This is a genomic window from Pseudomonas sp. GW821-FHT07F01, assembly GCF_059418825.1.
On sequence record NZ_JBWKQO010000002.1, the window covers coordinates 806,094 to 829,908 of the forward strand.

The window sequence follows — 23,815 nt, forward strand, 5'->3', positions numbered from 1 at the left end:
CTAGCCGGCCACCGCTTCCAGCAGCCAGGCCTTGAACGCGCCCATGGCCGGGGTTTCGGCCCGGGATTGCAGGCGGGTCAGCCAGTAGCTGCCGGTGACAATGCCGATGTCGAAGGGCTGCACCACCGCGCCACTGGCCAACTGGCGCTGGAACATCAAGGGCGGCGCCAGGGCCACGCCCAGGCCTTGCAGCGCCGCTTCGAGCATGCCCAGGGACGAGTCGAAGACCACGCTCTGGGGCAACAGGCTGTTGGCCCCCAGCCCCGCCGCCTGGAACCACTGCGGCCATTCGTCGGTGCGGTAGGAGCGCAGCAAGGTCTGCCCCAGCAGGTCCGCCGGGCTGTGCAACTGGCGGGCAAGTTCCGGCACGCACAAGACCGACAGTGGCGCCTGCAACAACGCCAGCGCCTCGATGCCGTGCCAGGCCCCGGTGCCAAAGCGGATGGCATAGTCCAGGCCCTCCGCCGCCACGTCCACCCGGTTATTGTTGGTGCTCAGGCGCAGGTCGACATAGGGATGGCGTGCCTGGAAGTCCTCCAGCCGCGGCAGCAGCCAGCCCACGGCGAAGGTGCCCACCGCGCCCACCGTCAGCACTTCACGATAGTGCCCACCCTCGAATCGTCCCAGGGTCTGGGCGATGCGGTCGAAGCATTCGCGCAGCACCGGCAGCAGGGTCTCGCCTTCGCTGGTGAGCATCAGGCCCCTGGGCAGGCGCTTGAACAGGGTGACGTTGAGCTGGGCCTCCAGGCTCTTGACCTGGTGGCTGACCGCCGCCTGGGTCACGCACAGCTCGATGGCCGCACGGGTGAAACTCAAGTGCCGGGCCGAGGCTTCGAAAGCCCGCAGCGCATTCAGGGGCAGATGGGGACGGAGCATGGGCATTCCCTAGTTTTTCTAATGGCTCGTGCGAAATATGGTCGTTTGTCGATGTGCCGTAAACTGCCTACATTGGCCTCGCTCGCGCAGCACCGGCCACGCCCTCCTGTGCCAGGAAGGCTTCGCGGGCAGGCCGCCCGGAGCGTTCCCACGAAGAACGCCGGGGCCGCAAAGCCGCTGGGACAAACGCGGCGTACATAACCAGAACCCAGGGAAACCAACCAATCATGCGGCACACAACCTTGACCGGACTAAGCGTCATCAGCGCCTGCGCACTGCTACTGGGCGCCTCCAGCGCCTTCGCCGAGACCACCGCGGACAGCGCTCTGAAAACCACCGTGGACGCCACCATCCGCCCGCTGATGCACCAGCAGGGCATTCCCGGCATGGCGGTGGCGATCATCGCCAACGGCAAGCGACATTACTTTAACTACGGGGTTGCCTCCAAGGACAATCAACAGCCGGTGGACAACGACACCCTGTTCGAGGTGGGTTCGGTGAGCAAGACCTACACCGCCACCCTCGCCGGCTACGCCCAGGCCAGCGGCAAGCTGGCCCTTGAGGACCACGCCAGCCAGTACCTGCCGGCCCTGCGCGGCAGTGCCTTCGACGGCATCAGCCTGCTGCAGCTGGGCACCTACACCGCCGGTGGCCTGCCCTTGCAGTTCCCCGACGAGGTGCAGGGTGAAGACAAGACCCTGGACTACTACAACACCTGGAAACCCACCTTCAGCCCCGGCACCCAACGCCAGTATTCCAACCCCAGCATCGGCCTGCTCGGCTATCTGGCCGCCCGCAGCCTGGGCCAGCCCTTCGACCGGCTGATGGAGCAGACGCTGTTTCCCAAATTCGGCCTCAAGCACAGCTACATCCATCTGCCCAAGGACCAACTGGGGCACTACGCCCAGGGCTACGACAAGCAGAACCGGCCGATCCGCCTCAGCCCCGGGCCGCTGGATGCCGAAGCCTACGGGGTCAAGACCAGCGCCCCGGACCTGCTGCAATTCATTGCCGGCAACCTGCAACCGGGCCAGTTCGACCGCCCCCTGCAACAAGCCATGGTGGCGACCCAGAGCGGCTACTACCAGGTCGGCGACATGACCCAGGGCCTGGGCTGGGAGCGCTACGCCTACCCGGTGCCCCTGGCACGCCTGCTGGCGGGCAACTCATCGGCCATGGCCCTTGAGCCGCACCCGGTGCAATGGCTGACCCCCGCCGCAGCCCCCAAGGCCGACGCGCTGTACAACAAGACCGGTTCCACCAGCGGTTTCGGCGCCTATGTAGTGTTCGTGCCGAGCCAGCAGATCGGCATTGTCCTGCTGGCCAACAAGAACTACCCCAACGAGGAACGGATCAAGGCCGCCCACGCCATCCTCACGGCCCTGGAGACCGGGAAGTAATCAACCCGGCAGCCCCTCCGGTGCCTGCGCCTGCCCGCAACGCCACCTGACCTTCGGTCACGTGGCGTTTTTTCTGTTGCCTCGTCCAGAGTGGCGCCTAGACTCAAACCAGCCCCCTCGACCGCGCACTCGGGCCAGGCCAGCCACTGGCCCGGCGCTTGCGGCGCCGGGCCTGATTCAAGGTTCGCGCTGAACCTTCTGCCAGGCTTTCCGGTCGATAACTGCAACCTGGCCAGGCTTGCCGGCGCTGCTGCGCCGGACATCGCCCGGGCACCACAGCCGCTGGAGAAACGTCCGTGATATCGACCCTGCAGATCGCCAGAATCAAAGCCTGGGGCGCCCATGGCTTCACCGCCACCGGGGTGGTCAGTGCCTTGCTCGCCACCCTGGCACTGTTCGACAACCAGCCCAAGGCCTGCCTGCTATGGCTGGGGGTGGCACTGCTGGTGGATGGCGTCGACGGCTCCCTGGCGCGCAAGGTCAAGACCAGCTCGGTGCTGCCCAACATCGACGGCTCCGTGCTGGACCTGGTGATCGACTACCTGACCTATGTGTTCATCCCGGCGCTGTTCATCTACCGCTACATTCCCCTGCCGGAATACAGCGCGCTGCTGGCCACCTCGCTGATCCTGCTGTCGTCGCTGCTGTGTTTCTGCAACGTCAACATGAAGAGCCACGACAACTACTTCCAGGGCTTTCCCGCGGCCTGGAACGTGGTCGCCCTGTGCTTCTATCTGATCGAGCCCGGCCCCTGGCTGAGCCTGCTGAGCATCTTCGCCCTGGCCCTGCTGACCGCCACCCGGGTGCAGTTCCTGCATCCGTTCCGGGTACGCAAGTGGATGGGGCTGAACATCATCGTGACCTTCGTCTGGCTGCTCAGCGGCGCATTGCTGATCCTCAGCCACCCGCTGCACAGCCCGCCGATCATGGGCTTGTGGCTGGCAGCATCGGCCTACTTTCTCGGCGTGTGCCTGTGGCGTTCGGCCCAGGAATGGTTCAGCAAGGCCAGCTGAACCCGGGCCGCGCGAACCATTGCCGGGGCCCGGCAAGCATGCAAGACTCCTGCGCCCAAGCCTCTGCAGCAGAGGCTTGGCGACTATTTGCCCGCCGCCCGCCGCGGATGAGTACCAGGCCAGCCCCCCATGACCCACCTTCCCTTGATCGACCTCTACCCCATCAGCGACAGCCCTCCGGATGAGCGGGAACGGCTGTATCACGAGGCCGAGCTGAAGAACAACTGGCCAACCCGGCCCTTGCGCGTGCAACAGACCGTGCGTAACGCCAGGGACTTTGTGCTGCATACCCTGGGCCACTACGGCGGTTCGGGCGTGGTCAACGAATTCCGCCGCCAACTCCATGTGCACCCCCAGCTCAGGCAAGCCAAGGCGGCCATGCCCTACCTCAAGGATTCCGCACCGCTCAAGGAGTATCAAAGAGCATCTGGCAAGTTCACTGCGGACACCTTGAATACCGAGGTCAGGCACTTCGGACGGTTTATCGCCCCCGGCCAGGTGCTGTTCCACGGTGGTTCCTGCCGCCCGAGCGAGGTAGCAACCTTCGTCACCAACAAACCGCTCTCGACCTCTTTGTGCCCGCAGATTGCCGCCTGGCATGCGTACAACGACCTGCTCCCGGCCCTCAACCCCGCCCCGGCGATCTGGATCCTCAGCGCGCCCTACGGCAACCGCAAGGCCGTGGTCTATCGCAAAGGCGGCGCCGGCATGGAACATGAACAGGAAGTGCTGATCGAAGCAGGCTCCACCATCAGCCCCACGCGTTGCTTCAACGTGCGCACCGCCAGCGCCAATGTCCTGGTGATCGAAGCCAGCCTGAGTTGAAACGGGTGCCTACGGCACCTCGGGCTGGCCGATCGCCGCGCTCAGGGCCAGGGCCAGTTCCGCCACCGAGTAGGGCTTTTGCAGGAACACGAATTCCCGGGTCTGGCCCTGGGCCAGGGCCGGGCTGTAGCCGCTGGTGAGGATGACCGGCAACCGCGGGTAGTCGCAACGGATCCGGCTGGCCAGTTCGATACCGCTCATGCCCGGCATCACCACATCGGAAAACACCGCCTGGAATCGGGTCCGCTCCTCGCCCAGGCGGCGCAGGGCCTCCGCCGCGCTGGTGGCCCATTCGGTCTGGTAGCCCAGCTCGTTCAGGGACTGGGCCAGCAGCACGCCGACTTCGGGATTGTCCTCCACCACCAGCAGGGTCATGCCCTGGCCGTCGATCATCGGCACCACCGCCTGGGTTGGCGTCGGCAAGCCGGCCAGGGCCTCCGCGCGCGGCAGGTAGAGGGTAAAGCACGTGCCCTGCCCCGGCTGGCTGTGCACCGCCAGGCCGCCACCCGATTGCTGGGCGAAACCGAACACCTGGGACAAGCCCAGGCCGGTGCCCTTGCCCACCTCCTTGGTGGTGAAGAAGGGTTCGAAGATCCGTTCGATCTGCTGGGGGTCGATGCCGGCGCCGGTATCAGTCAGGGATACCGCGACAAAGTCCCCGGCCTGGGCACCCTGGCTGGCACTGGGGGGAATCTGCGCCACCCGCTCCACAGCCACCACCAGCAAGCCTTCGCCCTGCATGGCATCCCGGGCATTGACCGCCATATTGATCAGCGCCGTGTCGAACTGGCCGGCATCGGCGTGGATGTAGCAAGGCTGCTGCGGCAACTCGATACGCAGTTCGATGCAGGCGCCGATCAGTGGATTGATCATCTGCGCCAGCAACTGCACGCTGGCGCCGACGTCGAAGGTCTCCGGGCGCAGGTTCTGCTGGCGGGCATACGCCAGGAGCTGGCCGGTGAGCTTGCTGGCGCGGTCGACGGTGTCGGAAATCGCCTTGATGTACAGCTGCCGGCGCTCTTCGCTGAGGTTGCGGCGCAACAGGTCGGTGGAAGAGCGGATCACCGTCAGCAGGTTGTTGAAGTCGTGGGCCACGCCACCGGTCAGTTGCCCCACCGCCTCCATCTTCTGCGCCTGGCGCAGGATGTCCTCGGTCTTGCGCAGCGCCTGGGCGGCCTCGCGCTCGGCCTGCATGTCACGGCCCACGGCGTGAATGTGGCGCGGGTCCGGCACGGCGCTCCAGGCCATCCAGCGATAGGAACCGTCGCGGTGGCGAAAGCGGTTCTCGAAGCGCGAAAAGCTCTCGCCCCGGGACAGATCGGCCGCCGCCCCCGCTGCGGCCAGGCTGTCCTGGGGGTGGATGAAATCGTAGAAACTGCTGCCTTCCAGTTCCTCGCGCTGCCAGCCCAGGAGCTGGGTCCAGGCCGGGTTGACGGCGACGATGCGGCCATTGAAGTCCGCCACCAGCATCAGGTCCGTGGACAGCTGCCAGATCCGGTCGCGCTCCTGGGTACGCTCCTGGACCCGCTGCTCCAGAGACTCATTGAGCCGCCGCAGTTCCTCCTGCGCCTCGCGGGTGGCGCTGATGTCCCGGGAAATGCAGAGGATCTTCTCCGGCTGGCCGGCCGCGTCGAGCATCGGCGTAACCTGCACATCCCACCATTTGGTGCGCCCCTGGAGGGTGTCGGCGGCGCCCTGGAACCGCGCCGAGCGGCCCTGGCGCGCGGCAGCAATGGCATCCCGGGCCTCCTGGTGGCCCTGGCCCTGCCAGAAGTCCGGCCAGGGACAGCCCCGCACCGCATTGAAATCACTGACCTCCATGACCCGCAGGCCACCTTCGCTCATGAACGACAGCTGGCCATCGAGGTCCAGCACCTTGATGCAGTCGTTGCTGGCGGCCAGCACCCGGGTATTGAGCTCGCGGGTTTCGCGCAGATGCGCCTCGGTCTGCCGGGCGTGCCGGGCCAGCAGCACGCGATCGGTGGTCTCCACGGTGTGGCACAGCACTCCGAGCACCTGTTCGTCGTCCTCGTCATACACCGGGCTCATGGAGAACGACCACCAGGTCAGCTCTTCGCCAGGGTAGCGCTGCATGTTCACCGGCAGGTCTTCGTGGCGGCAGGAGTAACCGAGAAACGCCTGCTCCACCATCGGCTGGACATCCGGCCAGGCATCGGCCCAGAGGGTCTGGATGGTCTGCCCCAGGGCATTGGCCAGGCGCGGGCCGAGGACCGGGCGGTAGGCATCGTTGAAGAAGAACTGCATCTGCGGCCCCCACAGCAGGTACAGGCTCTCCGGGGACTCGAGCATCTGGCTCAAGGTACTGCGCAGCAGGCCGGGCCAGCCTTCACGAGGGCCCACCGCGGTCTGCGACCAGTCGAAGCGACGGATTGCAGCACCGATCTCGCCGCCGCGGGAGGTCTTGGGCGCTGCACCACGAGGTGGGGAAGTAGTCATGAACACATCACAGAAAAGGAAAAAGGCAACACTGCCATCCAATGGCCAGCGCAGGATAACTGACCCCGTGGATCCGCAGAAGTTGGCAAGCGGCAACGCTGATTCGACAACGGCGGCCAAAGTGCCCGGCGAATGCCTTTAAACCCGCGCCGGCCTGGGGCATTCTGCACCGGCATTGCCACCTGCCCGCCGAGAACTGCGCGATGAATACCACCACCTTGCTGCTCTACACCTCCAGCTGTTTTATCGGTGCCCTGATTCCCGGGCCGACCTCACTCCTGGCCATGGCCAACGGCACCTCGCGCAATCGCCAGCTGGTGGCGGTAGGCATGGCCGGTGCGGCGCTTTCGGATGTGCTGATCATCGCTGCCGTGGGCCTCGGGCTGGGGGCCATGCTGATGGCCTCGCAGCAGTTGTTCATGGCCTTGAAATGGCTCGGGGTGTGCTACCTCGCCTGGCTCGGCATCCAGCTCTGGCGCAGTGCGCCCCAGGCCCTCGGAGCCCAGCAGGTGCAGGCCGGGTCACGGTGCGTCGAGGTGTTCCGGCGCAGCTTCTCGGTGGCCATGACCAACCCCAAGGTGCTGCTGTTCTTCACCGCGTTCCTGCCGCAGTTCGTCGACCCCGCCCAGCCGGTCTTCATCCAGTACGCCACTCTGGCGCTGGTCACTGCGGTGGTGGAGGTGCTGGTGATGGGGCTGTACGCCGCGGGTGGCGTGCAGGCGGCGAAGTTCCTGACCGCCAGCGGCATGCGCCGGCTCAATCAATGCTGCGGTGCGGCGATGCCGGCGCTGGCGGGGTTTCTAGCGCTGTATCGGCGCAGCTGAAACGCCGCGCCAGGTTTCAGAAGGCCAGCTTGTAACCGATGGAAAACAGCATGACCGCCAGGCACGGGCGCAGGATCTCGTCGGAAATGCGCCCGGTCATGTGGCTGCCGATCCAGATCCCGGGCAAGGAGCCCATCAGCAGGAAACCCAGCAGGTGCCAGTCCATGTTGCCCATGCTGGCGTGGCCCAGGCCTGCCACCAGGGTCAGGGGTACGGCGTGGGCGATTTCAGTGCCCACCAGGCGCTTGGTGGCCAGGAACGGATAGAGGATGAACAGCGCCACGGTGCCCAGTGCACCGGCGCCGATGGAGGTCAAGGCAACCATGGTGCCCAGGATCACCCCGGTGACCACGGTCAGGCCATTGAGCCCGCCGGGGCTGGGCTGGTAGTCGCTGCCATGGCGCTGGGCGAAGGCCATGAGTTTCTTCTTGAAGACAATGGCCAGGGCCGTGAGCAGCAGGACGAACCCCAGCCCCTGCTTGATCACCGCGTTCAGGGCCTGGGGGTCGGTGTCGAGATTCTTCAGGAACCACAGGGTCAGCGCCACCGCCGGCACGCTGCCCAGGGTCAGCCAGCCGGTGATGCGCCAGTCGATGTTGCGGTTCTTCTGGTGCACCAGCACCCCACCGGATTTGGTGATGGCCGCGTACAGCAGGTCGGTGCCCACGGCCGTGGCCGGGTTGATGCCGAACCAGAGCAGGATCGGGGTCATCAGCGAACCGCCCCCCACACCCGTCATGCCTACGATGAAACCCACTACCAGGCCCGCGACTACAAAACCGAAGTTACCCACATCCATCAATAAAGCCCTACAAATCACGCGGCCAGGTCAAAAACTGGCGGCAGCATAGCGGCTAAAGCTTATGTCCATTTATATGAATAAAATCTAACGTTATAACCAGGACCATTTTTTTCATGCACAAGGCGCATGGCAGCCCCTGCGCAATTGCAGCCGCCACATGCCACGGCGCCCCTGGCACGCGGCTAAAAAAAACACTTGCCGACAGACGCCGAACGCTCTGCGCTGCACATCTGGGCCGCGGCATCCGGTATTCTGCCTGACGCTTGCCGGGGCACCCGGCCTGGCACTCCCCCTGGCTCGTGCCTCACACCCGATTCCAAGGAAGGCCCATGACCTCTGCCGACACCTCGTACCAGATCGAGCACCAACGCATCCGCTTCAGGCGCCAGAGCCTGCAACAGGAAGCCCCCAAAACCGGCGCACCCGGCCGGGGCAACTGGGGGCTGGCACTGTCCGGTGGCGGCATTCGCAGTGCAACCTTCGGCCTTGGGGTGCTGCAGGCCATGGCCCGGGCTCCGGCCCCCGTCGTGGCGCAACCACAGCCTGCGGGCGCACGCGAACACAGCCTGCTGTCGCGCATCGACTACCTGTCCACGGTCAGCGGCGGTGGCTATATCGGCAGTTTCTTCAGCAGCCTGTTCCTCCCCGGGCGCCTGCAGCCGCAGGCTCCCCAGGACCCGGTGGCCCATGCCGCCCACAGCGCCTACCAGGCCCTGCGCTTCGAGCCGCCGGGGCGCATCAGCACCGGCGTCGACTACGCCACCCGGCCACCGGGCCAGGGCCCCGCGGCCTGGCTGCGGGAAAACGGCCGCTACCTGACCCCCACCGGCTCCGGAGACATGCTCTACGCCCTGGCCATGACCTGGCGCAACTGGCTGTCGCTGCAGGCCATGATCGGCCTGCCCATCGTGCTGCTGCTCAGCCTGCTGAGCCTGTTCCAGGTCCTGAGCCAGGCCAACCTGCTGCTCTGGCCGCTGATGGCCGGCGTGCTGTTCGCCCTGCCCTGCGCCGTGGCGTACTGGCTGGTCATTCCCCAGGGCGACCTGGACCGGCCGCCGAGCATGGGCAACGCGGCGTACCGGATCATGCTCGGCATAGTCATCGGCCTGTGGCTCAGCGGCGCCTTGGCCTACTGGCTGGCCCAGTGGCAGGCCGTGGGCGCCCTGACCCTGGGCTGTGCCCTGGTGGGCAGCTGCGCCTTGCTGATCACCCGGCAACTGGTGCGGCGCCTGGCCGACAACCGCGACCCGGCCAAGGACAACGCCTGCGCCAACAGCGTGCGCAACTATCGGGTGCAGATCACCCGCGCCCTGGGCCGGGCGATGGCCGCGGTGGCGGTGCTGGGTTTTCTCGCCCTGCTGGTGACTGCGGCCCAGGCGCTGTACAGCTACCTGCACGACCTGAGGGCCCTGGGCAGCCTACTGTTGCTGGTGGGCCTGGTGTGGCTGGTGCGGCGCCTGGCCCTGCTCAAGGATGAAAAACGCCTGCCGGGCTGGATGCACAAGCTGCCGCTGGACGTGCTCGCGCTGATTGCCGGCGGCCTGCTGCTGAGCCTGCTGTGCCTGTGCTGGGGCTTGCTGGTGCAGTGGATCGCCCACGACGGCGGGGTGGTGTCCGGCGACCACGCGGTGGCCTGGCGGCTGGCGGCGCTGAGCCTGCTGGCGGCCGTGCTGACCCACATCAGCGGGCGCTTCATCGGTTTCCTCAATACCTCATCGCTGCAGGCCTTCTACTCGGCGCGGCTGATCCGCGCCTACCTGGGCGCCTCCAATGGCCGACGCTTCAACGGCCCGGCCGCACAGCGCCGCACCTACATGAGCGTGGCCGAGCCCATGTCCAGCGACGACCTGTCGCTGCAGCAGTACTACGCCAGCCCCAGTGCCGGCCCGGTGCACTTGATCAACGTCACCATGAACCTGACCGTCGACCCGGCCGAACAACTGGTGCAGCGCGACCGCAAGGGCAAGCCGCTGTGCATCGCGCCGAACTGGGCACCCGACAGCCCGGCCCCCAGCGCCGAATGCCCGGCAGAACGCTACATTCTCGATGGCACGGCCTATCGTCGCGACCTCGACCATGGCCCGGCCTCGGAGATCATGAGCCCGCTGACCCTGGGCCAGTGGATCGGCGTCTCCGGCGCCGCCTTCAGCACCGGCCTGGGTCGCGCCACCAGCCTCGGCATGTCGCTGGTGCTGGGGCTGGCCAACGTGCGCCTGGGCATCTGGTGGCCCAGCCACTTCCTCGACCCCGGGCAACAGCACTGGGTGCCCCGGGACCTCAAGCCCTGGACCCGCTACGGCACCCAGGCCTACCTGTTCTATGAACTGACCGCGCGCTTTCACGGCTACCGCCGCGACTACCAGTACCTGTCAGACGGCGGGCACTTCGAAAACACCGGTACCTACGAACTGCTGCGCAAGGAGCGCAAGGTGGAATTGATCGTCACCTGCGACGCCGGCTGCGACCCCGACTACCAGTTCGACGACCTGGCCAACCTGGTGCGCCTGGCGCGCATCGACCAGGCGCTGGAGATCCGCGAAGACCAGGGGGTTCTGAGCCATCCGCAGCTCAAGACGGTGTTTGCCAGCCTTGAGGAATTCCGCCAGCCACCGAGCGCCGAGAACCAGAAATGCGCCCTGCTGCTCAACGTCCATGCCCACTCCCCGGGCAGTGACGATGACCTGTGCCAGACGCCCCACTGCCGGATCCTGGTGCTCAAGCCTCGGCTGATCGCCGGGCTGACGCCGGACGTGCTGAACTACGCCCGGACCAATCCGGGCTTTCCCAACCAGAGCACCGTGGATCAGTTTTTCGACGAGGCGCAGTTCGAGAGTTACCGGCAACTGGGCCTGAGCATTGGCCAGGCAGTCTTCGGCACCCAGTGCCAGCCCAGCGAGATTGCCCAGGCGTTGTGGCGGTATCTGCAATAGCCCCGGCAGCACCGGGGCCTGCCGGTCAAGGGGTCTTGTGCCGCTTCACCGCTTCCAGCCATTGCGCTTCAAGGCGTTCCTGGTGCGGGTCGATGCCATGCTCGGCCAGCAGCGCCAGATGCCGCTCCACCTCACCGTGCATCTGCCCGTGGGCGCTGGAGTTGGCGTCCAGCTGGTGCATCTGGATCAGCCCCAGGTGATAGAAGCGCAGCAGCTTGAGGGCCGCAGGATCACCCGCCGCAACCCCGGCGGTGACCTGGTGCATGACGTTGGTCACCCGCATCAGGCTGCGCTTGAGGCGCCAGCCATAGACCGCCGCCGCCATCCACGGCTTGCTCCAGAACACACTGCGCAACAACGCCGCGCTGATCAGCAGGCCGGTGAATACACCTGCCGCGTTCCACAGCAGGTTGTCCCCGCCGGGCTGGCCGAACAGCGCCACCGCCGCGCTGGAAAACAGCATGGCCAGGGCAATGAACACCAGCGCGATGATCAAGGTGCTGCGCCGGGTTTGCCGACGGTAAGTCTCAGGGTCCTGCGGGGTGATGACGAACATGGGCGCGACGGGCTCCAATGGCTGAACGTGAGTGGCTGGCGCGCATTATCACCGCTGGACCGGCCGCCGGTGGGTTAAACGGGAAAAATATCCCATTAGGCTGATCCAGGTCGGTGTATTCCCCTGCCCCCGCGTCAACGCCGCTGCAACGACCGCCCCAGGCGCCGCCAGCCCAGCACCACCCCGCTGGCGCTGACCAGCAAACCTCCGGCGCTGAAGGCGATCATCCACAGATCCCGCAACGGCCGGTTGGCCAGCAGCGGCAGCCAGTCCCAACTGTGCAGCAGGGCGAACAGCCAGCGCGAGGCGCGGCGCGGCTGGTCCAACTGGCCGACGATGGCGCCGGTGTGCAGGTCCAGGTGCAGCCAGGTCTGCGCCGGGTCGTCGAAACGCACCCGCAGCACCGGCAGGCGCTGCTGCAGGTGGCCCATCATGCTTTGCGGTTCCCGGGCGTAGTAATAGAAGTCGTAGGCGGCAAGTTGCTCGACGAGCATCGGTTGCCCTGGCCGGATGGCCCAGGCCGCCTGCTGCAAGGTGCCGGGGTGGAACCGGCGCTGGACCCGATCCCCGGCCATGTCGAAGATCCGCGTACGCCCGGCGCCGTCATAGCCAATCACATACCCCTTGCCGGCGATCATCCGCCACTCCAGTTCCCGGGCCTGCAGGCCGTCATCGGCAAAGCGTTGCAGGACCTGCCCGGCATTCAGCGGGAAGGCCAGGGCGCCCAGTGGACCACCCTGGTACGCCGCCACCGACAAGGGCTGGGCGCTGCTGAAGAGCTTCCACGGGTTCATCGACATCAGGCCACTGAAGATCCAGGTGATCAGCAGCACGCCGAACAGCATGCCCCCCAGGTGATGCCAGCGGGCAAAACCCTGGTACGGCGAGTGCGAGCCGTTGCGGTAGGTGCGCTTGAAGCGCCAGCGCAGCACGCCCACCGCCAGGCCGAGCACCGCCATCAGGGTGGCGGCCAGGGACAGATAGGTGACGATCGGCCCCCAGGCGCCATCGATGCCGATGCCCCGCAACGGGTACAGCCAGTGCAGCCAGGCGCCGATCCAGTTCCAGCCGCGTTCACTGGCGGTAGCGTCACGCACCACCTCGCCGGTGGTGCCGGAGATATACAGCAGGCGCCGCTCGGCATCGGCAATGGCCACCCGGTGCAGCGGCCGGTCGGCATCCAGGGCCCGGGACAGGCTCCACATGTCTTCCTGCACGACGCCACGATCACGCGCCACCGCTTCGGGGGCGAACTGGCGGGCCGCGGCCAGGGCTTCGACCCTATCGGGGGGCGCCGCCGGCAGGCCGCTCTGGGAGTCGACCGCCACCTTGCGCGGCCCGGGGTATTCAAGGATGTAGCGCGGCTGCCCCGCCACCGTGGTCAGGCGGATGCGGGTGGGCGGCTGGTGCGGATCGGCGGCGTGCAGCACCTGCCCCAGGTCGGCTGGGGCAGGCTCCAGTTGCAGCACCGGCAGGTGGGCCAGGTGCTCGGCCGGGGTCAGCTTGGGGTAGCCGACATACAGCATCACCACCCCGGAGATAAACCACAGGGCCATGAACAGGCAGGCAACGATGCCCAGCCAACGGTGCCAGAGGTACAGGTAACGCTTCATCACAGGCAACTCGCAGATGCGCGGGGCGCCACCGGGCGCCCCGCTGGCTCAGGTTAAAAGCGCGTTTGCAGCGCCAGTTCGAAGGTCCGCGGCGCCCCCAGGTACAGCTGGCTCGGCGCGGTGGTGCGGGCGTAGACCTGATCGGTGAGGTTGCGCACCCGCCCGGTGATCCGCGTATCGGCGTTCACCTGATAGCCGACAAAGGCACCGAAGATCGTGTAGGCCGGCGCGTAGCGGCTGTTGGCCGCATTGGCGTACATCGAAGACACGTAGCGGCCGTCGCTGCCCACCTGCCAGGACGGCGCCAGGTCATAGGTCAGCCACAGGTTGCCGACCTTGTCCGGGGTGTTGGTAGGCCTGTTGCCCTTGCGCGATACCGGGCGCCCGCCGACGTTTTCATAGAACTCGTCGTATTGGGCATCGACGTAGGCGAAGTTGCCTTCGGCCAGCAGCCTGGGCGTCACCCGCAGCGACGCCGCCAGTTCCACGCCCCGGGAAGACTGCTGCCCCACCGGCTGGCTGCTGCCGGGGTTGCTCGGGTCGGCGGTGGACAGGTTCTTGCGCTCGATGCGGTAGGCGGCCAGGGTCGCCGAGCCGCGGCCGTCGAGGAAATCGACCTTGCTGCCGACCTCCCACTGGTTGCCGGTGCTCAGGTCGAAGTCGCGCACCTGGCCATAGCTGGCGGTGGTCAGGATGCCCGCCGGCGGGTCGGCGGCGGTGCTGTATTGCACGTACACGTTGGCCGCCGGGGTCAGCTCGTAGACCAGCCCCAGGCGCCCGGTGGTCGGGCGGTACTTACGCTGGAAAAACGCCGGGTTGGCCTCGGTGACGGCGCGGTAGTTGGTCACCTGCAGGTCGATCTGGTCGTGGCGCAGGCCGCTGAGCAGGGACAGGCGCTCGCTCAGTTGCAGGCGGTTTTCCAGGAACAGGGCCCAGGTGTCCACCTGGTTGCGGCGGTTCTTGTCGAAGCCGCGCTGCATGCCGGGCAAGTCCCAGAAGCTGCCCGGGTCGAAATCGCCCGGATCAACGCCGGGCAGTGAGCCCGACACCGAGCGCGGGAAGTTGCTCATCACGTTGTGGCTGTAGTCGATGCCCGCCGACCATTGGCTGTCCAGGCCGAACAGCGTGTTGTGATGCAGCAGCTCGAAGCGGTTGCCGTTGAGCTCCTGGGCGTGGCGCTGGAGCAGGATGCCGGAACGCACCACCTGGCTGTTGTCGCTGTTGTAGGCGTAGGTCTCCAGGTTGCGGTATTCGCGGTCGGCGTTGTAGTGGTACAGGGTGTTGCGCAGCGAAGTACGGTCATCGACCTGATAGTCGATGATCGAGCGCAACCACTGCACCCGCTGTTCGTAACGGCCATCACGGACGTTGTAGTTCTTGAAGCGCCGGCTCTTGTCCACCTCCATCTTGCCCCCCAACGGGTTCAGCGCCGGGGTTCCCCAGTAGGGGCTGTCGACGCGCTCGTCCTGGTACTCGTAGGCCAGGGTGTGGGACAGCTGGTCGTTGAAATCCGTCAGCAGGGAGAAGGCCGTGGTCCAGGCGTCGCGCTGTTCACGGTCGACATAACCGTTGCTGGTGGTGTGGCTGAGGTCCAGGCGCGCGTAATGCCGCGGGCCGGCCCCCTCGTTCAGCGCGTGGTTGAAGCCGAAGGAGGTTTCAGTGCTGTCGTAGGAGCCATAGCTGACCCGCCCTTCATTGAACGACTCGGTGCGCGACGGCAGCTTGGTGATGTAGTTGATCGAACCGCCCACCGCGCCGGCGCCGTAGAGAAAGCTCGACGGGCCGCCGACGGCCTCGACCCGGTCGTAGATCCAGCTGTCCACCGGGCGCGCGGCGATGGAGTCGTACTGCACGCTGATGCCATTGAACAATTGGGTGATCTGCGCCCCTGAGAAGCCGCGATAGGACACGAAGCCCGGCACCCCGGGGGACGAGGCCGCGTTCATCCCCGGCACGCTGGCCAGGATGTCCTGGGTATTGGCGGCGCCGCGCTGCTCGATCTGCTGGCGGTTGACCACACTGACCGAAGCCGGGGTTTCCCGGGGCGTCAGGCCCAGGCGCGAACCGGTGCTGCCCTGGGTATCGAGTTGCAGGCCGATCTTGCGTTCTTCGTCGGTGCTGATGCGCATCTGCGGCAACTCCAGCGGGGAGTCGGCCAGGGCATTGAACGACAGGGCGCAGCACAGCGCCGCGCAGTGGGGGGAGCGATTGAGGTGTTTCATGGACTCGGACTCGAAAAAAAATCATCGAACAGCGTCCGGCAGCAGTCGCCGGAGCGACCGTGCAGCTAGTGCCGGAGGACGAGAAAGCGCGACCGCCGATGACGGTCGCCGGAGCGAGTCAGCCCAGAGGAGGTGCCCGGGGATTGAGCGCAGGCCAGCAAGAGCGCGGTGGTGCCTTGCTGCGTTGCTCGCCCCCCAGCCGTGGCGGGCGTTGGCGGCGCAGCATCCAGCCCAGGCAAAACAGCAGCGCGATGCCCAGGCTCACGGCCGAGCACAATGGGCACATGAACGTGCTCAACCCACCGGCGGCGGCCTGATCGCTGAAGTCGCCGTCCAGGGCCGGGCCCGGGTTGCTCATGGCGGAACAGAATTGCCCGCCGACGCCATTGAGCTCCAGCCCGGCCATCTGCCCGTGGCCCAGGCCACAGACGAACACGTTGAACAGCACGCAGAAATACAGCGTCCAGGCAATGTGGGGGCGATGGGGGGAGGCATGGGTCATGGCGGCAAGATTAACAGTGAAAAAAGCGGCGGAAAATCACCCATGCAGGGTAAGCGAGACTCATGGGCCTGCCAGCGGTGAGGTTGTGGCGAGCTTTATAGCCGACTCCCGAAGAGTGCAGTGTCGGACCAGAACTAAAAAGAAGGCGCATCGCCTCACCTTCAAAGCAGCTCCCAGCCCATGCGGTCCCTGTAGCCGCCGCAGGCTGCGAACGACTGCGAAGCAGGCGCCGCTCTTGAGAGTGCTGAAGGTCCTGCGGCCCTTGTCGCAGCCTCGCAAGCTCGGCAGCGGTTACAAGCAGCGTCACCCTTCATCCTTATCGTCAGGCTATGTGCCCCGACACACAGCCCCCGCCGCGGCTGCCGTACCTGCCAGGTCGCCAGGGCGATGATCCGGGCTGAGGTTGGCCGCTGGCGGGGTCCAAGCGAGGGCTTCAGTTCTGGTTTTGCGCCTTCACCGCCAGGATGCTCCCCGGCATCGAGTACAAGGCGCGTTCGGTGGTGCTGCCGATCAAGCGGCCAAAGCCGGTGCGGTGCACCGTGCCCATCACCACCACGTCCACCAGGTATTCGTCGACGAACTGGGCGATGCCCGGCACCGGCGGGCCCATGATGAAGTGGCGGAATTCCTGGGGCACGTTGTGCTCATCCCCCAGGCGTTCGAATTCCTTGTGCAGGGAATCGCGCAACTCGTCCAGGCAGTTGACGCTCCAGGCGGTGGACGCCACCGGCGCCACGCCATCGAGCATCGGCATCAGGTCGTAGGCGTACAGCAGGTGCAACTGGGCGTCGCATTGCAGGGCCAGGGCGTGGGCGGTCTGGATGATCTGGGTATTGAGCCCGCGGATCTGGGTGTCGGACTGGGCCGGGTCCACCGCGGCGACAATCCGCCGGGGCAGCTTGTGCGGCGCGTCGTTGACCAGGTGCACCGGCACCGGCGCCTCGCGCAGCAGGTGGCAATCCAGCGGGGTGACGAACACGCGCTTGAGGGCCGACTCCAGGGTCACGTCCTTGATCAGCAGGTCAGGCCGGAACTCGTCGATGTAGGCGAGCATGTCCTTGAGCACCTGGGTGCTCCAGATCACCTGGGTGGTGACCTGCACGCCCTCCTCGGCCATCCACTGCGCTTCCACCTGCAACCAGCGCTCGTGGCGCTGCAGGTAGGCTTCGCGCTCGCTGTCTTCCAGGTGTTCTTCCCACAGGTAGGTGCGCGCCGGCGGTTCGACGAACACCAGGGCGTGCAGCGCCGCGCCGCTGGCCCGGGCCAGGGCAACGGCACGGCGCGCCGCGGGGGATTGGTGCTGCTGTGGATCGGCGATCAGCAACAGACGCTGGTACTGGCTCATGGTGCTCCTCCTTGGGCGATACGTGAGCTTGAGTGTGGAATGCCGTGCTACCGGGCGCCTTGACCGGTATCAAGGGCGCCCGGTGACACGGGTCATGGGGTGATGGCGATCTTCATCACGCCGTCGCGCTGGCTGGCGAACAGCTCGTAGGCGGCCTCGATATCGTCGAGCTTGAAGCGGTGGGTCACCAGCGGCTTGAGGTCCACCTGGCCACTGGCGACCACCTCCATCAGCCGGCGCATGCGTTCCTTGCCGCCCGGGCACAGGGTGCTGAGGATGCTCAGGTCGCCCAGGCCGGCGGCATAGGCATCCAGGGGAATGCGCAGGTCGCTGGAATAAACCCCCAGGCTCGACAGCTTGCCCCCCGGGCGCAGCACCCGCAGCGCCGACTCGAAGGTGCCCTGGGTGCCCAGGGCCTCGATCGACACATCGACCCCGCGACCGTCGGTGAGGTCCATGATCTGCTTGACCACGTCGCCCTGCTTGAAGTCCACCACATGGGTCGCCCCCAGCTCCCGCGCCACGCTCATGCGCGCGGCCACGGTGTCGACGCCAATGATGGTGGTGGCACCCTTGAGCCTGGCTCCGGCCACCGCGCACAGGCCGATGGGGCCCAGGGCGAACACCGCCACGCTGTCGCCGATGTTCACCTCGGCACGCTCGGCGCCGGAGAAACCGGTGGACATGATGTCCGGGCACATCAGCACTTCTTCATCGCTCAGGCCGTCGGGGATCGGGCACAGGTTGGCCAGGGCGTCCGGCACACGCACGTATTCGGCCTGGCAGCCATCGATGGTGTTGCCGAACTTCCAGCCGCCCGTGGCGCGGAAGCCGTGGCGGGTGTCCGGGCCGTCCTGGGAGCCGCAGCCGCAGAGGCAGGCGTAGCTCTGGCCGCTGGGGGTGATGGCCCCGGCGATCACTCGCTGGCCCTCGTGGAAGCCGCGTACCTGGGAGCCCAGGCGCTCGATCACCCCCACCGGCTCGTGGCCGATGGTCAGGCCCTTGGCCACCGGGTATTCACCCCGCAGGATGTGCACGTCGGTGCCGCAGATAGTGGTGGTGGTGATCCGCACCAGGGCGTCCAGCGGACCGATTTCGGGGATGTCCTTGTCTTCCAGCACGATGCGGTTCTTCTCCACGAATACCGCTGCTTTCATCTTGGCCATGTTGCCGATCTCCATTGCCGGGAAGGGGTCTGCGCGAATCCGCAGGTCTGCTGACAGACTGCGCGGATACCCCGGGGAAGGGCTTGATCATGGTCAAACAATGGCCCCTTGGCGGCCGCTGGGGCGACCGTGTGTCGCAAACTCGCCCTTCAGCCCTGCTGCCGGCGCCGCACCAGGCACAACAACAGCGCCGCAACCCCGCACAGGCCCAGGGTCGGCCCCAGGGCCTGGCCCCAGCCCACCAACAGCAACCCGGCGCCAATCAGCAGGTAGTAGAACAGGCCGAACCCGGCCCCGGCGCTGCCCAGCCGGTCGCTGTAGGCCGCCAACGCCGAGCCGAGGATATTGGGGATGGCCAGGCCGAAGCCCAGCACCACGCCGAGCATGGGCAGCAGCAACCACAGGCTGTGCCCAAGCGCTGTCACCCCGAGGCCACCCAGGGTCACCGCCAGGGCCGCCAGCCGCAGCAGGGTGTCACCGGACCAGCCCCGCCCCAGCAGCCGACGATTGAGCCAGGCCCCCAGCCCCGAAGCCAGGGCCAGGCCCGCACCGCTGTAACCAAAGCCCTGCTCGCCCCACCCCAGGTCGCGAAACAGGAACGGCCCGAGGCTGTAGTAGCTGAGCAAGGCCACATTGAACAGCGCCACCAGCAGCGCCGAGCGCCAGATGCCCGGGTCCCTGAGCATCTGCCACAAGGTCCCGGCCAGGGGCGCCAGGTGCGGCGCCGGCGCACGGGTTTCCGGCAAGGCCCGGGCGCACCAGCCGAGCAAGGCCAGGGCCAGCACCAGCAACCCGGCCAGCGCGCCCTGGTAGCCCCAGGCCCGCACCAGCCCGGCCCCACTGAACAGGCCAATGGCCGGGCTGGCCGCCAGGAACATGCCCACCAGGGAAAACACCCGCACCAGTTCACTGCCGCGAAACAGGTCGCGCAGTAGGGTCTGGGTCACCACCGAGCCCGCCGCCACGCCCAGGGCGGCGAGGGCCTGGCACAGCAACAGCGCGGTAAAACTCTGCACCTGCAATTGCAGCCCGATGGCCAGGACATACAGCGTCAGGCCACCCAGCAAGGCCGGGCGCCGGCCCCAAAGATCGCTCAAGCGCCCCCACAGCAGCACCCCCGGGGCAAACCCCAGGACAAACACCGAAAGACTCTGGGCCGCTTGCGCGGGGGCCACGCCAAAGGCCCGGCCAAGATCGGCCAGGGCCGGGCTGTAGAGGGTCTGGGCGAGCTGCGGGAACATCAGCAGGGCCAGGGCCAGGGGCAGCAGGGAACGGGGATTCATCAGGCAGTGCTCGGCAAAAAAAACATGCCGGCGATTCTAGGCAGCGGCGCCTGGCGTATTATCGCAACCCTGCCAACAAACATCGGAAATACGCCAATCATGGCCTGGCTCGAACCACAGGCACTCTTCGACCCCGACCGCTTCGACGCCCCCCTGCTGGGCATCGCCGCGACCCTCGGCGACCACGACTCCGGCCTGCACCGCCACCGCCGCGGGCAATTGCTGTACACCCGCCAGGGCTGCACGCGGATCACCCTGGACCATCGCCTGTGCCTGCTGCCGCCCTCGCGGGCGGCGTGGATTCCCCCGGGGGTCACGCACCGCGCGCAAATGCAGCAGAGCGTGGACTACCGTTCGCTGTACTTCAGCGCCGAACTGAGCCAGCGCCTGCCGGCCGAAGTGGCGGTGATCGAAGTCAGCCCGCTGCTCCAGGCCGTGCTGGAACCCATGGCCCAGGCCGCCTTTGACTGCGACTGGAGCCAGGGCCGCTACCCGCACCTGCTGGGCCTGTGCATCGAGGAAATCCGCCAGGCCCTGCACCAGCCCCTGTCGCTGCCCCTGCCCCGGGACAAACGCCTGCAACCGCTGCTGGCGGACCTGGAGCAACTGCCGCCGCAATTGCAGGTACTGGCCACCCGGGTCGGCGCCAGCAGCCGTACCATCGGCCGGATCTTCCAGCGTGAAACCGGCCTGAGCTACCAGCAATGGCGCCAGCAGTGGCGGCTGATGCGCGCCATCGAACTGCTCGCCACAGGCCGCGGCATCGGCTACAGCGCCTGCGCACTGGGCTTTGCCAGCGACAGCATCTTCATCGCCTTCTTCAAGGCCATGACCGGCACCACGCCGCGGGCGTATTTCAACACCTGAAAGGCCTCAGCTACCGTAGACCTTCTGTGCCGGCGCCCGCTGCTCCAGCAGTTGCGCCACCGCCGCACCTATCTGCGTCACCTCCCAGCGCGCCTGGCGATCCAGACTCGGCCCGGAACGCCAGCCCTCGGCCAGCGCGAGCTTGCCGCCTTCGATCTCGAACATCTGCCCGCTGACCCCCGCAGACTCCTCAGAACCGAGCCAGACCACCAGCGGCGCGACATTTTCCGGAGCGAAGTGATCGAAACCGGCCTCGGGCTTCTTCATCACTTCGGCGAACACCTGCTCGGTCATGCCGGTTCGCGCCGCCGGAGCCAAGGCATTCACGGTCACCCCGTAACGCTGCAACTCCGCGGCCTGGACCAGGGTCAGGGAGGCGATGCCGCCCTTGGCCGCGGAGTAGTTGGACTGGCCGACGGAGCCCTGCAGGCCGGCCCCGGAACTGGTGTTGATGATCCGCCCGCTGACCGCAACCCCGGCCTTGGCCCGATCCCGCCAGTAGCGCGCGGCGTGGCTGGCGATGCAGAAATGGCCCTTGAGATGTACGGCCACTACCTGGTCCCAGTCGGCCTCGCTGAGGCTGCTGAACATGCGGTCGCGACAAATTCCGGCGTTGTTCACCAGCACATGCAGATCACCGAAGCACTCCAGGGCTTGCCGGACAATCCGTCCGGCCGCCTCGTAGTCGGTGATGTCGTCGCTGTTGGCCACGGCGCTGCCGCCCTGGCCGGTGATCTGCGTTACCACCGCATCGGCCGCTGCGCGATTGATGTCATTGACCAGCACCCGGGCGCCGGCCTCGGCAAAAGCCAGGGCATAGCAGCGGCCCAGGCCTGCGCCGGCCCCCGTGATGATCACAACGCGGTTTTCACAGATATTCATCTTTACGAGTCCTCGGGCTGCTGCTCTACAAACGTTCGATGATGGTCACGTTGGCCTGGCCGCCGCCTTCGCACATGGTCTGCAGGCCAAAGCGCCCACCACTGCGCTCCAGCTCATGCAGCAGGCTGCACATCAGCCGGGTGCCGGTGGCGCCCAGGGGATGACCCAAGGCAATGGCGCCGCCATTGACGTTGGTCTGGGCGTGGGGATAACCGGTTTCCTTGAGCCAGGCCAGGGCCACCGATGCGAAGGCTTCGTTGATCTCTACCCGGTCGATGTCTTCCAGGCGCATGCCGGCGCGGCGCAGGGCATGAGCGGTAGCGGGGATCGGCGCGGTGAGCATCCAGATCGGGTCGGCGGCGCGCACGCTCAAATGATGGATACGCGCGCGCGGGGTCAGGCCATAACGCTTGAGCGCGGTTTCGGAGACGATCAGCAGCGCGCTGGCGGCATCGCAGGTCTGGCTGGATACCGCCGCCGTCACCCGGTCGCAACCGAACAGGAATTCCAGCTCGGCCATTTGCGCCAGGCTGGTGTGGCGCGGCGTCTCGTCCTGTTCGACCCCAGCCAGGGGCAGGATCTCTCGAGCAAAGCGCCCCTGTTCCTGCGCCTGCAAGGCCCGGCGATGGGACTCCAGGGCGTACTCCTCGAGCGCCCCCCGGGACAGCCCCCACTTCTCGGCAATCATCTGCGCCGCGCGAAACTGCGTCGGCGGCTGCGGGCCGTAGCGCCGCACCCAGCCCTCGGAACCGCTGAACGGATCGCTGAAGCCCAGGGGTTCGGCGGCGCTCATGGCCGAGGCGATGGGAATCTGGGTCATGGTCTGCACACCACCGGCGATCACCACATCCTGGGTACCGCTCATCACTGCCTGGGCGGCAAAATGCACCGCTTGCTGGGACGAACCGCACTGCCGGTCAATGGTGGTGCCGGGCACCTCCTCGGCCAGCCCGGCAGCCAGCCAGCTGGTCCGGGCGATATCCCCGGCCAGGGGGCCAATGGTGTCGACGCAACCGAAGATCACGTCGTCGTAGTCCACTTCGGGGATGCCGTTGCGTGCCACCAGAGCGCGCAGCACATGGCCCCCCAGGTCAGCGGCGTGGACCCGGCTCAGGCCGCCCTTGCGCCGTCCGGTGGGGGTACGCAGGGCATCAACGATATAGGCTTCAGGCATGTCTGCCTCCACATTCAAAGGTCTGGCCGGCGCCAAGCGGCGCCTGCGGGTCGAACAGCGCCTGGCGCACCCGTGCCTTGTGCAGGCAACGGTCGCCCCAGGTTTTGTCCAGGGCCCAGGCACGCTTCATGAACAGTTGCAGATCGACTTCCCAGGTGTAGCCCATGGCGCCATGGGCCTGGATCGCGTTCTTCGCGGCCAGCAAGGCCGCCTCGGCACAGGCCAGCTTGGCGTGAGAGACGTGCGCGTCCAGGCCGGGACCACCCTGATCCAGGGCCCAGGCCGCGCGAAACAGCGGGCCCTTGGCGAACTCGACCTGCACCGCGACATTGGCCATCAGGTGCTTGACCGCCTGGAACGACCCCACCGGCTGGCCGAACTGCTTGCGCTCGAAGGTGTAGTCCACCGCCAGGTCGACCATGCGCCGGGCCAGGCCGAGCAACTGCGCCGCCGTCCCCACAGCGCCACGATTGAAGGCCTCGGCCCAGAGCTGTCGGCCTTGAGTAGCGTCGGCCACGCAGGTGGCAGCGCTGGGCGTCCAGTGGACCTGGAACAACTGGCGGCTGGGGTCCATCGATTCGTTGCGAACCAGACGCACCGCCGCCGGCTCCAGCGCATGCACCTCATCACCGTGGGCCAGTAACAGCAGGTCGGCGACATGGGCATCGCTGACCAGAACCTGCCCCGGCTGCGCCACCGCCAGCCGCGTGCCGCCCTCGGCGATACGCGTCAGCCAGTGCTGCTTCAGCGCTGCCCGAGCCTCATCGAGGGCCGCCAGCAGCGGCACGCCGATCAGCGCCGTGTCCACCCAGGGCTCGGCCAGGGCGGCATAACCACACTCCTGGGCCAGCAGCACCACATCGACCATTTGCAGGCCCATGCCACCGTATTGTTCGGGCACCGTCAGCAGGTTCAGGCCCAGGTCCGACAACTGGCCCCAGAGCCGCTCGCAACGGCCGCTGGGGCTTTGCCACAGCTCGCGCAAGCGTTCCGGAGGCACCTCGTTGATCAGGAACTTGCGCAGGTTGTCCTGGAACAGCAATTGATCGGGAGTAAAGCTGAAATCCATGGTCTGCTC

19 protein-coding genes are annotated in these 23,815 nt (G+C 66.8%); 6 read left to right on the plus strand and 13 right to left on the minus strand.

The features are described 5' to 3' along the window. Complete coding sequence (locus AC07R1_RS09840) at positions 1-876, minus strand: LysR family transcriptional regulator (RefSeq protein ID WP_011062336.1); 876 nt, start codon at positions 874-876, stop codon at positions 1-3. Positions 877-1,103: 227 nt separating this feature from the next. Between AC07R1_RS09840 and ampC the strand changes: the two genes are divergently transcribed. From ampC to AC07R1_RS09855, 3 genes are all read left to right on the plus strand, one after another. Continuing rightward, on the plus strand, positions 1,104-2,276 hold the full coding sequence (ampC, locus tag AC07R1_RS09845; protein ID WP_011062337.1) for a class C beta-lactamase: 1,173 nt from the start codon (positions 1,104-1,106) through the stop codon (positions 2,274-2,276). 296 nt (positions 2,277-2,572) lie between these two features. Continuing rightward, a complete protein-coding gene (gene pcsA, locus AC07R1_RS09850; protein ID WP_011062338.1) occupies positions 2,573-3,289 on the plus strand; it encodes a phosphatidylcholine synthase in 717 nt (238 codons plus the stop codon). Positions 3,290-3,418: 129 nt separating this feature from the next. Continuing rightward, complete coding sequence (locus tag AC07R1_RS09855; RefSeq protein ID WP_495110474.1) at positions 3,419-4,114, plus strand: hypothetical protein; 696 nt, start codon at positions 3,419-3,421, stop codon at positions 4,112-4,114. Positions 4,115-4,123: 9 nt separating this feature from the next. Here AC07R1_RS09855 and AC07R1_RS09860 read toward each other — a convergent pair whose 3' ends face one another. Further along, the gene (locus tag AC07R1_RS09860) at positions 4,124-6,571 is read right to left on the minus strand and encodes a PAS domain-containing protein (RefSeq protein WP_145714180.1); all 2,448 of its coding nucleotides are present in this window, start codon (positions 6,569-6,571) and stop codon (positions 4,124-4,126) included. A 203-nt stretch (positions 6,572-6,774) separates the two neighbouring features. Between AC07R1_RS09860 and AC07R1_RS09865 the strand changes: the two genes are divergently transcribed. After that, the gene (locus AC07R1_RS09865) at positions 6,775-7,395 is read left to right on the plus strand and encodes a LysE family translocator (RefSeq protein ID WP_495110475.1); all 621 of its coding nucleotides are present in this window, start codon (positions 6,775-6,777) and stop codon (positions 7,393-7,395) included. Positions 7,396-7,411: 16 nt separating this feature from the next. Here AC07R1_RS09865 and AC07R1_RS09870 read toward each other — a convergent pair whose 3' ends face one another. Further along, positions 7,412-8,194: a sulfite exporter TauE/SafE family protein gene (locus tag AC07R1_RS09870; protein WP_011062341.1), complete on the minus strand. Its 783-nt coding sequence runs from the start codon at positions 8,192-8,194 to the stop codon at positions 7,412-7,414. A 332-nt stretch (positions 8,195-8,526) separates the two neighbouring features. Between AC07R1_RS09870 and AC07R1_RS09875 the strand changes: the two genes are divergently transcribed. Further along, positions 8,527-11,127, plus strand: coding sequence for a hypothetical protein (locus AC07R1_RS09875; protein ID WP_495110476.1), 2,601 nt, complete (start codon positions 8,527-8,529; stop codon positions 11,125-11,127). 25 nt (positions 11,128-11,152) lie between these two features. Here AC07R1_RS09875 and AC07R1_RS09880 read toward each other — a convergent pair whose 3' ends face one another. The 7 genes from AC07R1_RS09880 to AC07R1_RS09910 all read right to left on the minus strand — a co-directional run bounded on the left by AC07R1_RS09880 (position 11,153) and on the right by AC07R1_RS09910 (position 19,814). Further along, positions 11,153-11,683, minus strand: coding sequence for a DUF3087 domain-containing protein (locus tag AC07R1_RS09880; RefSeq protein WP_011062343.1), 531 nt, complete (start codon positions 11,681-11,683; stop codon positions 11,153-11,155). A gap of 134 nt (positions 11,684-11,817) precedes the next feature. Then, entirely contained in the window at positions 11,818-13,296 is a 1,479-nt protein-coding gene (locus tag AC07R1_RS09885) for a PepSY domain-containing protein (protein WP_495110477.1), read from the minus strand. Between the two features lie 53 nt (positions 13,297-13,349). Beyond that, the gene (locus AC07R1_RS09890; RefSeq protein WP_495110478.1) at positions 13,350-15,518 is read right to left on the minus strand and encodes a TonB-dependent receptor; all 2,169 of its coding nucleotides are present in this window, start codon (positions 15,516-15,518) and stop codon (positions 13,350-13,352) included. Positions 15,519-15,636: 118 nt separating this feature from the next. Then, positions 15,637-16,020 carry a DUF2946 family protein gene (locus tag AC07R1_RS09895; RefSeq protein ID WP_495110479.1) on the minus strand — a complete coding sequence of 128 codons (384 nt, stop codon included), beginning with the start codon at positions 16,018-16,020 and terminating at the stop codon, positions 15,637-15,639. 433 nt (positions 16,021-16,453) lie between these two features. After that, a complete protein-coding gene (locus AC07R1_RS09900; protein WP_174395604.1) occupies positions 16,454-17,365 on the minus strand; it encodes a universal stress protein in 912 nt (303 codons plus the stop codon). A gap of 92 nt (positions 17,366-17,457) precedes the next feature. Continuing rightward, positions 17,458-18,531, minus strand: coding sequence for an NAD(P)-dependent alcohol dehydrogenase (locus AC07R1_RS09905; RefSeq protein WP_026020156.1), 1,074 nt, complete (start codon positions 18,529-18,531; stop codon positions 17,458-17,460). Positions 18,532-18,680: 149 nt separating this feature from the next. Then, positions 18,681-19,814: an MFS transporter gene (locus AC07R1_RS09910; RefSeq protein ID WP_065363183.1), complete on the minus strand. Its 1,134-nt coding sequence runs from the start codon at positions 19,812-19,814 to the stop codon at positions 18,681-18,683. A gap of 99 nt (positions 19,815-19,913) precedes the next feature. Here AC07R1_RS09910 and AC07R1_RS09915 point away from each other — a divergent pair, with 99 nt between their 5' ends. Further along, positions 19,914-20,681 carry an AraC family transcriptional regulator gene (locus tag AC07R1_RS09915; RefSeq protein WP_370059406.1) on the plus strand — a complete coding sequence of 256 codons (768 nt, stop codon included), beginning with the start codon at positions 19,914-19,916 and terminating at the stop codon, positions 20,679-20,681. A 6-nt stretch (positions 20,682-20,687) separates the two neighbouring features. Here the strand turns inward: AC07R1_RS09915 and AC07R1_RS09920 are convergent, their stop codons facing one another. From AC07R1_RS09920 to AC07R1_RS09930, 3 genes are read right to left on the minus strand one after another with little or no spacing between them, the layout of a single operon-like run. After that, positions 20,688-21,563 carry an SDR family oxidoreductase gene (locus tag AC07R1_RS09920; RefSeq protein WP_072452586.1) on the minus strand — a complete coding sequence of 292 codons (876 nt, stop codon included), beginning with the start codon at positions 21,561-21,563 and terminating at the stop codon, positions 20,688-20,690. A gap of 25 nt (positions 21,564-21,588) precedes the next feature. After that, positions 21,589-22,737: an acetyl-CoA C-acetyltransferase gene (locus AC07R1_RS09925; protein WP_072452584.1), complete on the minus strand. Its 1,149-nt coding sequence runs from the start codon at positions 22,735-22,737 to the stop codon at positions 21,589-21,591. Further along, positions 22,730-23,806 carry an acyl-CoA dehydrogenase family protein gene (locus AC07R1_RS09930; RefSeq protein WP_072452582.1) on the minus strand — a complete coding sequence of 359 codons (1,077 nt, stop codon included), beginning with the start codon at positions 23,804-23,806 and terminating at the stop codon, positions 22,730-22,732. Before AC07R1_RS09930 ends, AC07R1_RS09925 begins: the two co-directional genes overlap by 8 nt. Positions 23,807-23,815 lie beyond the last annotated feature (9 nt).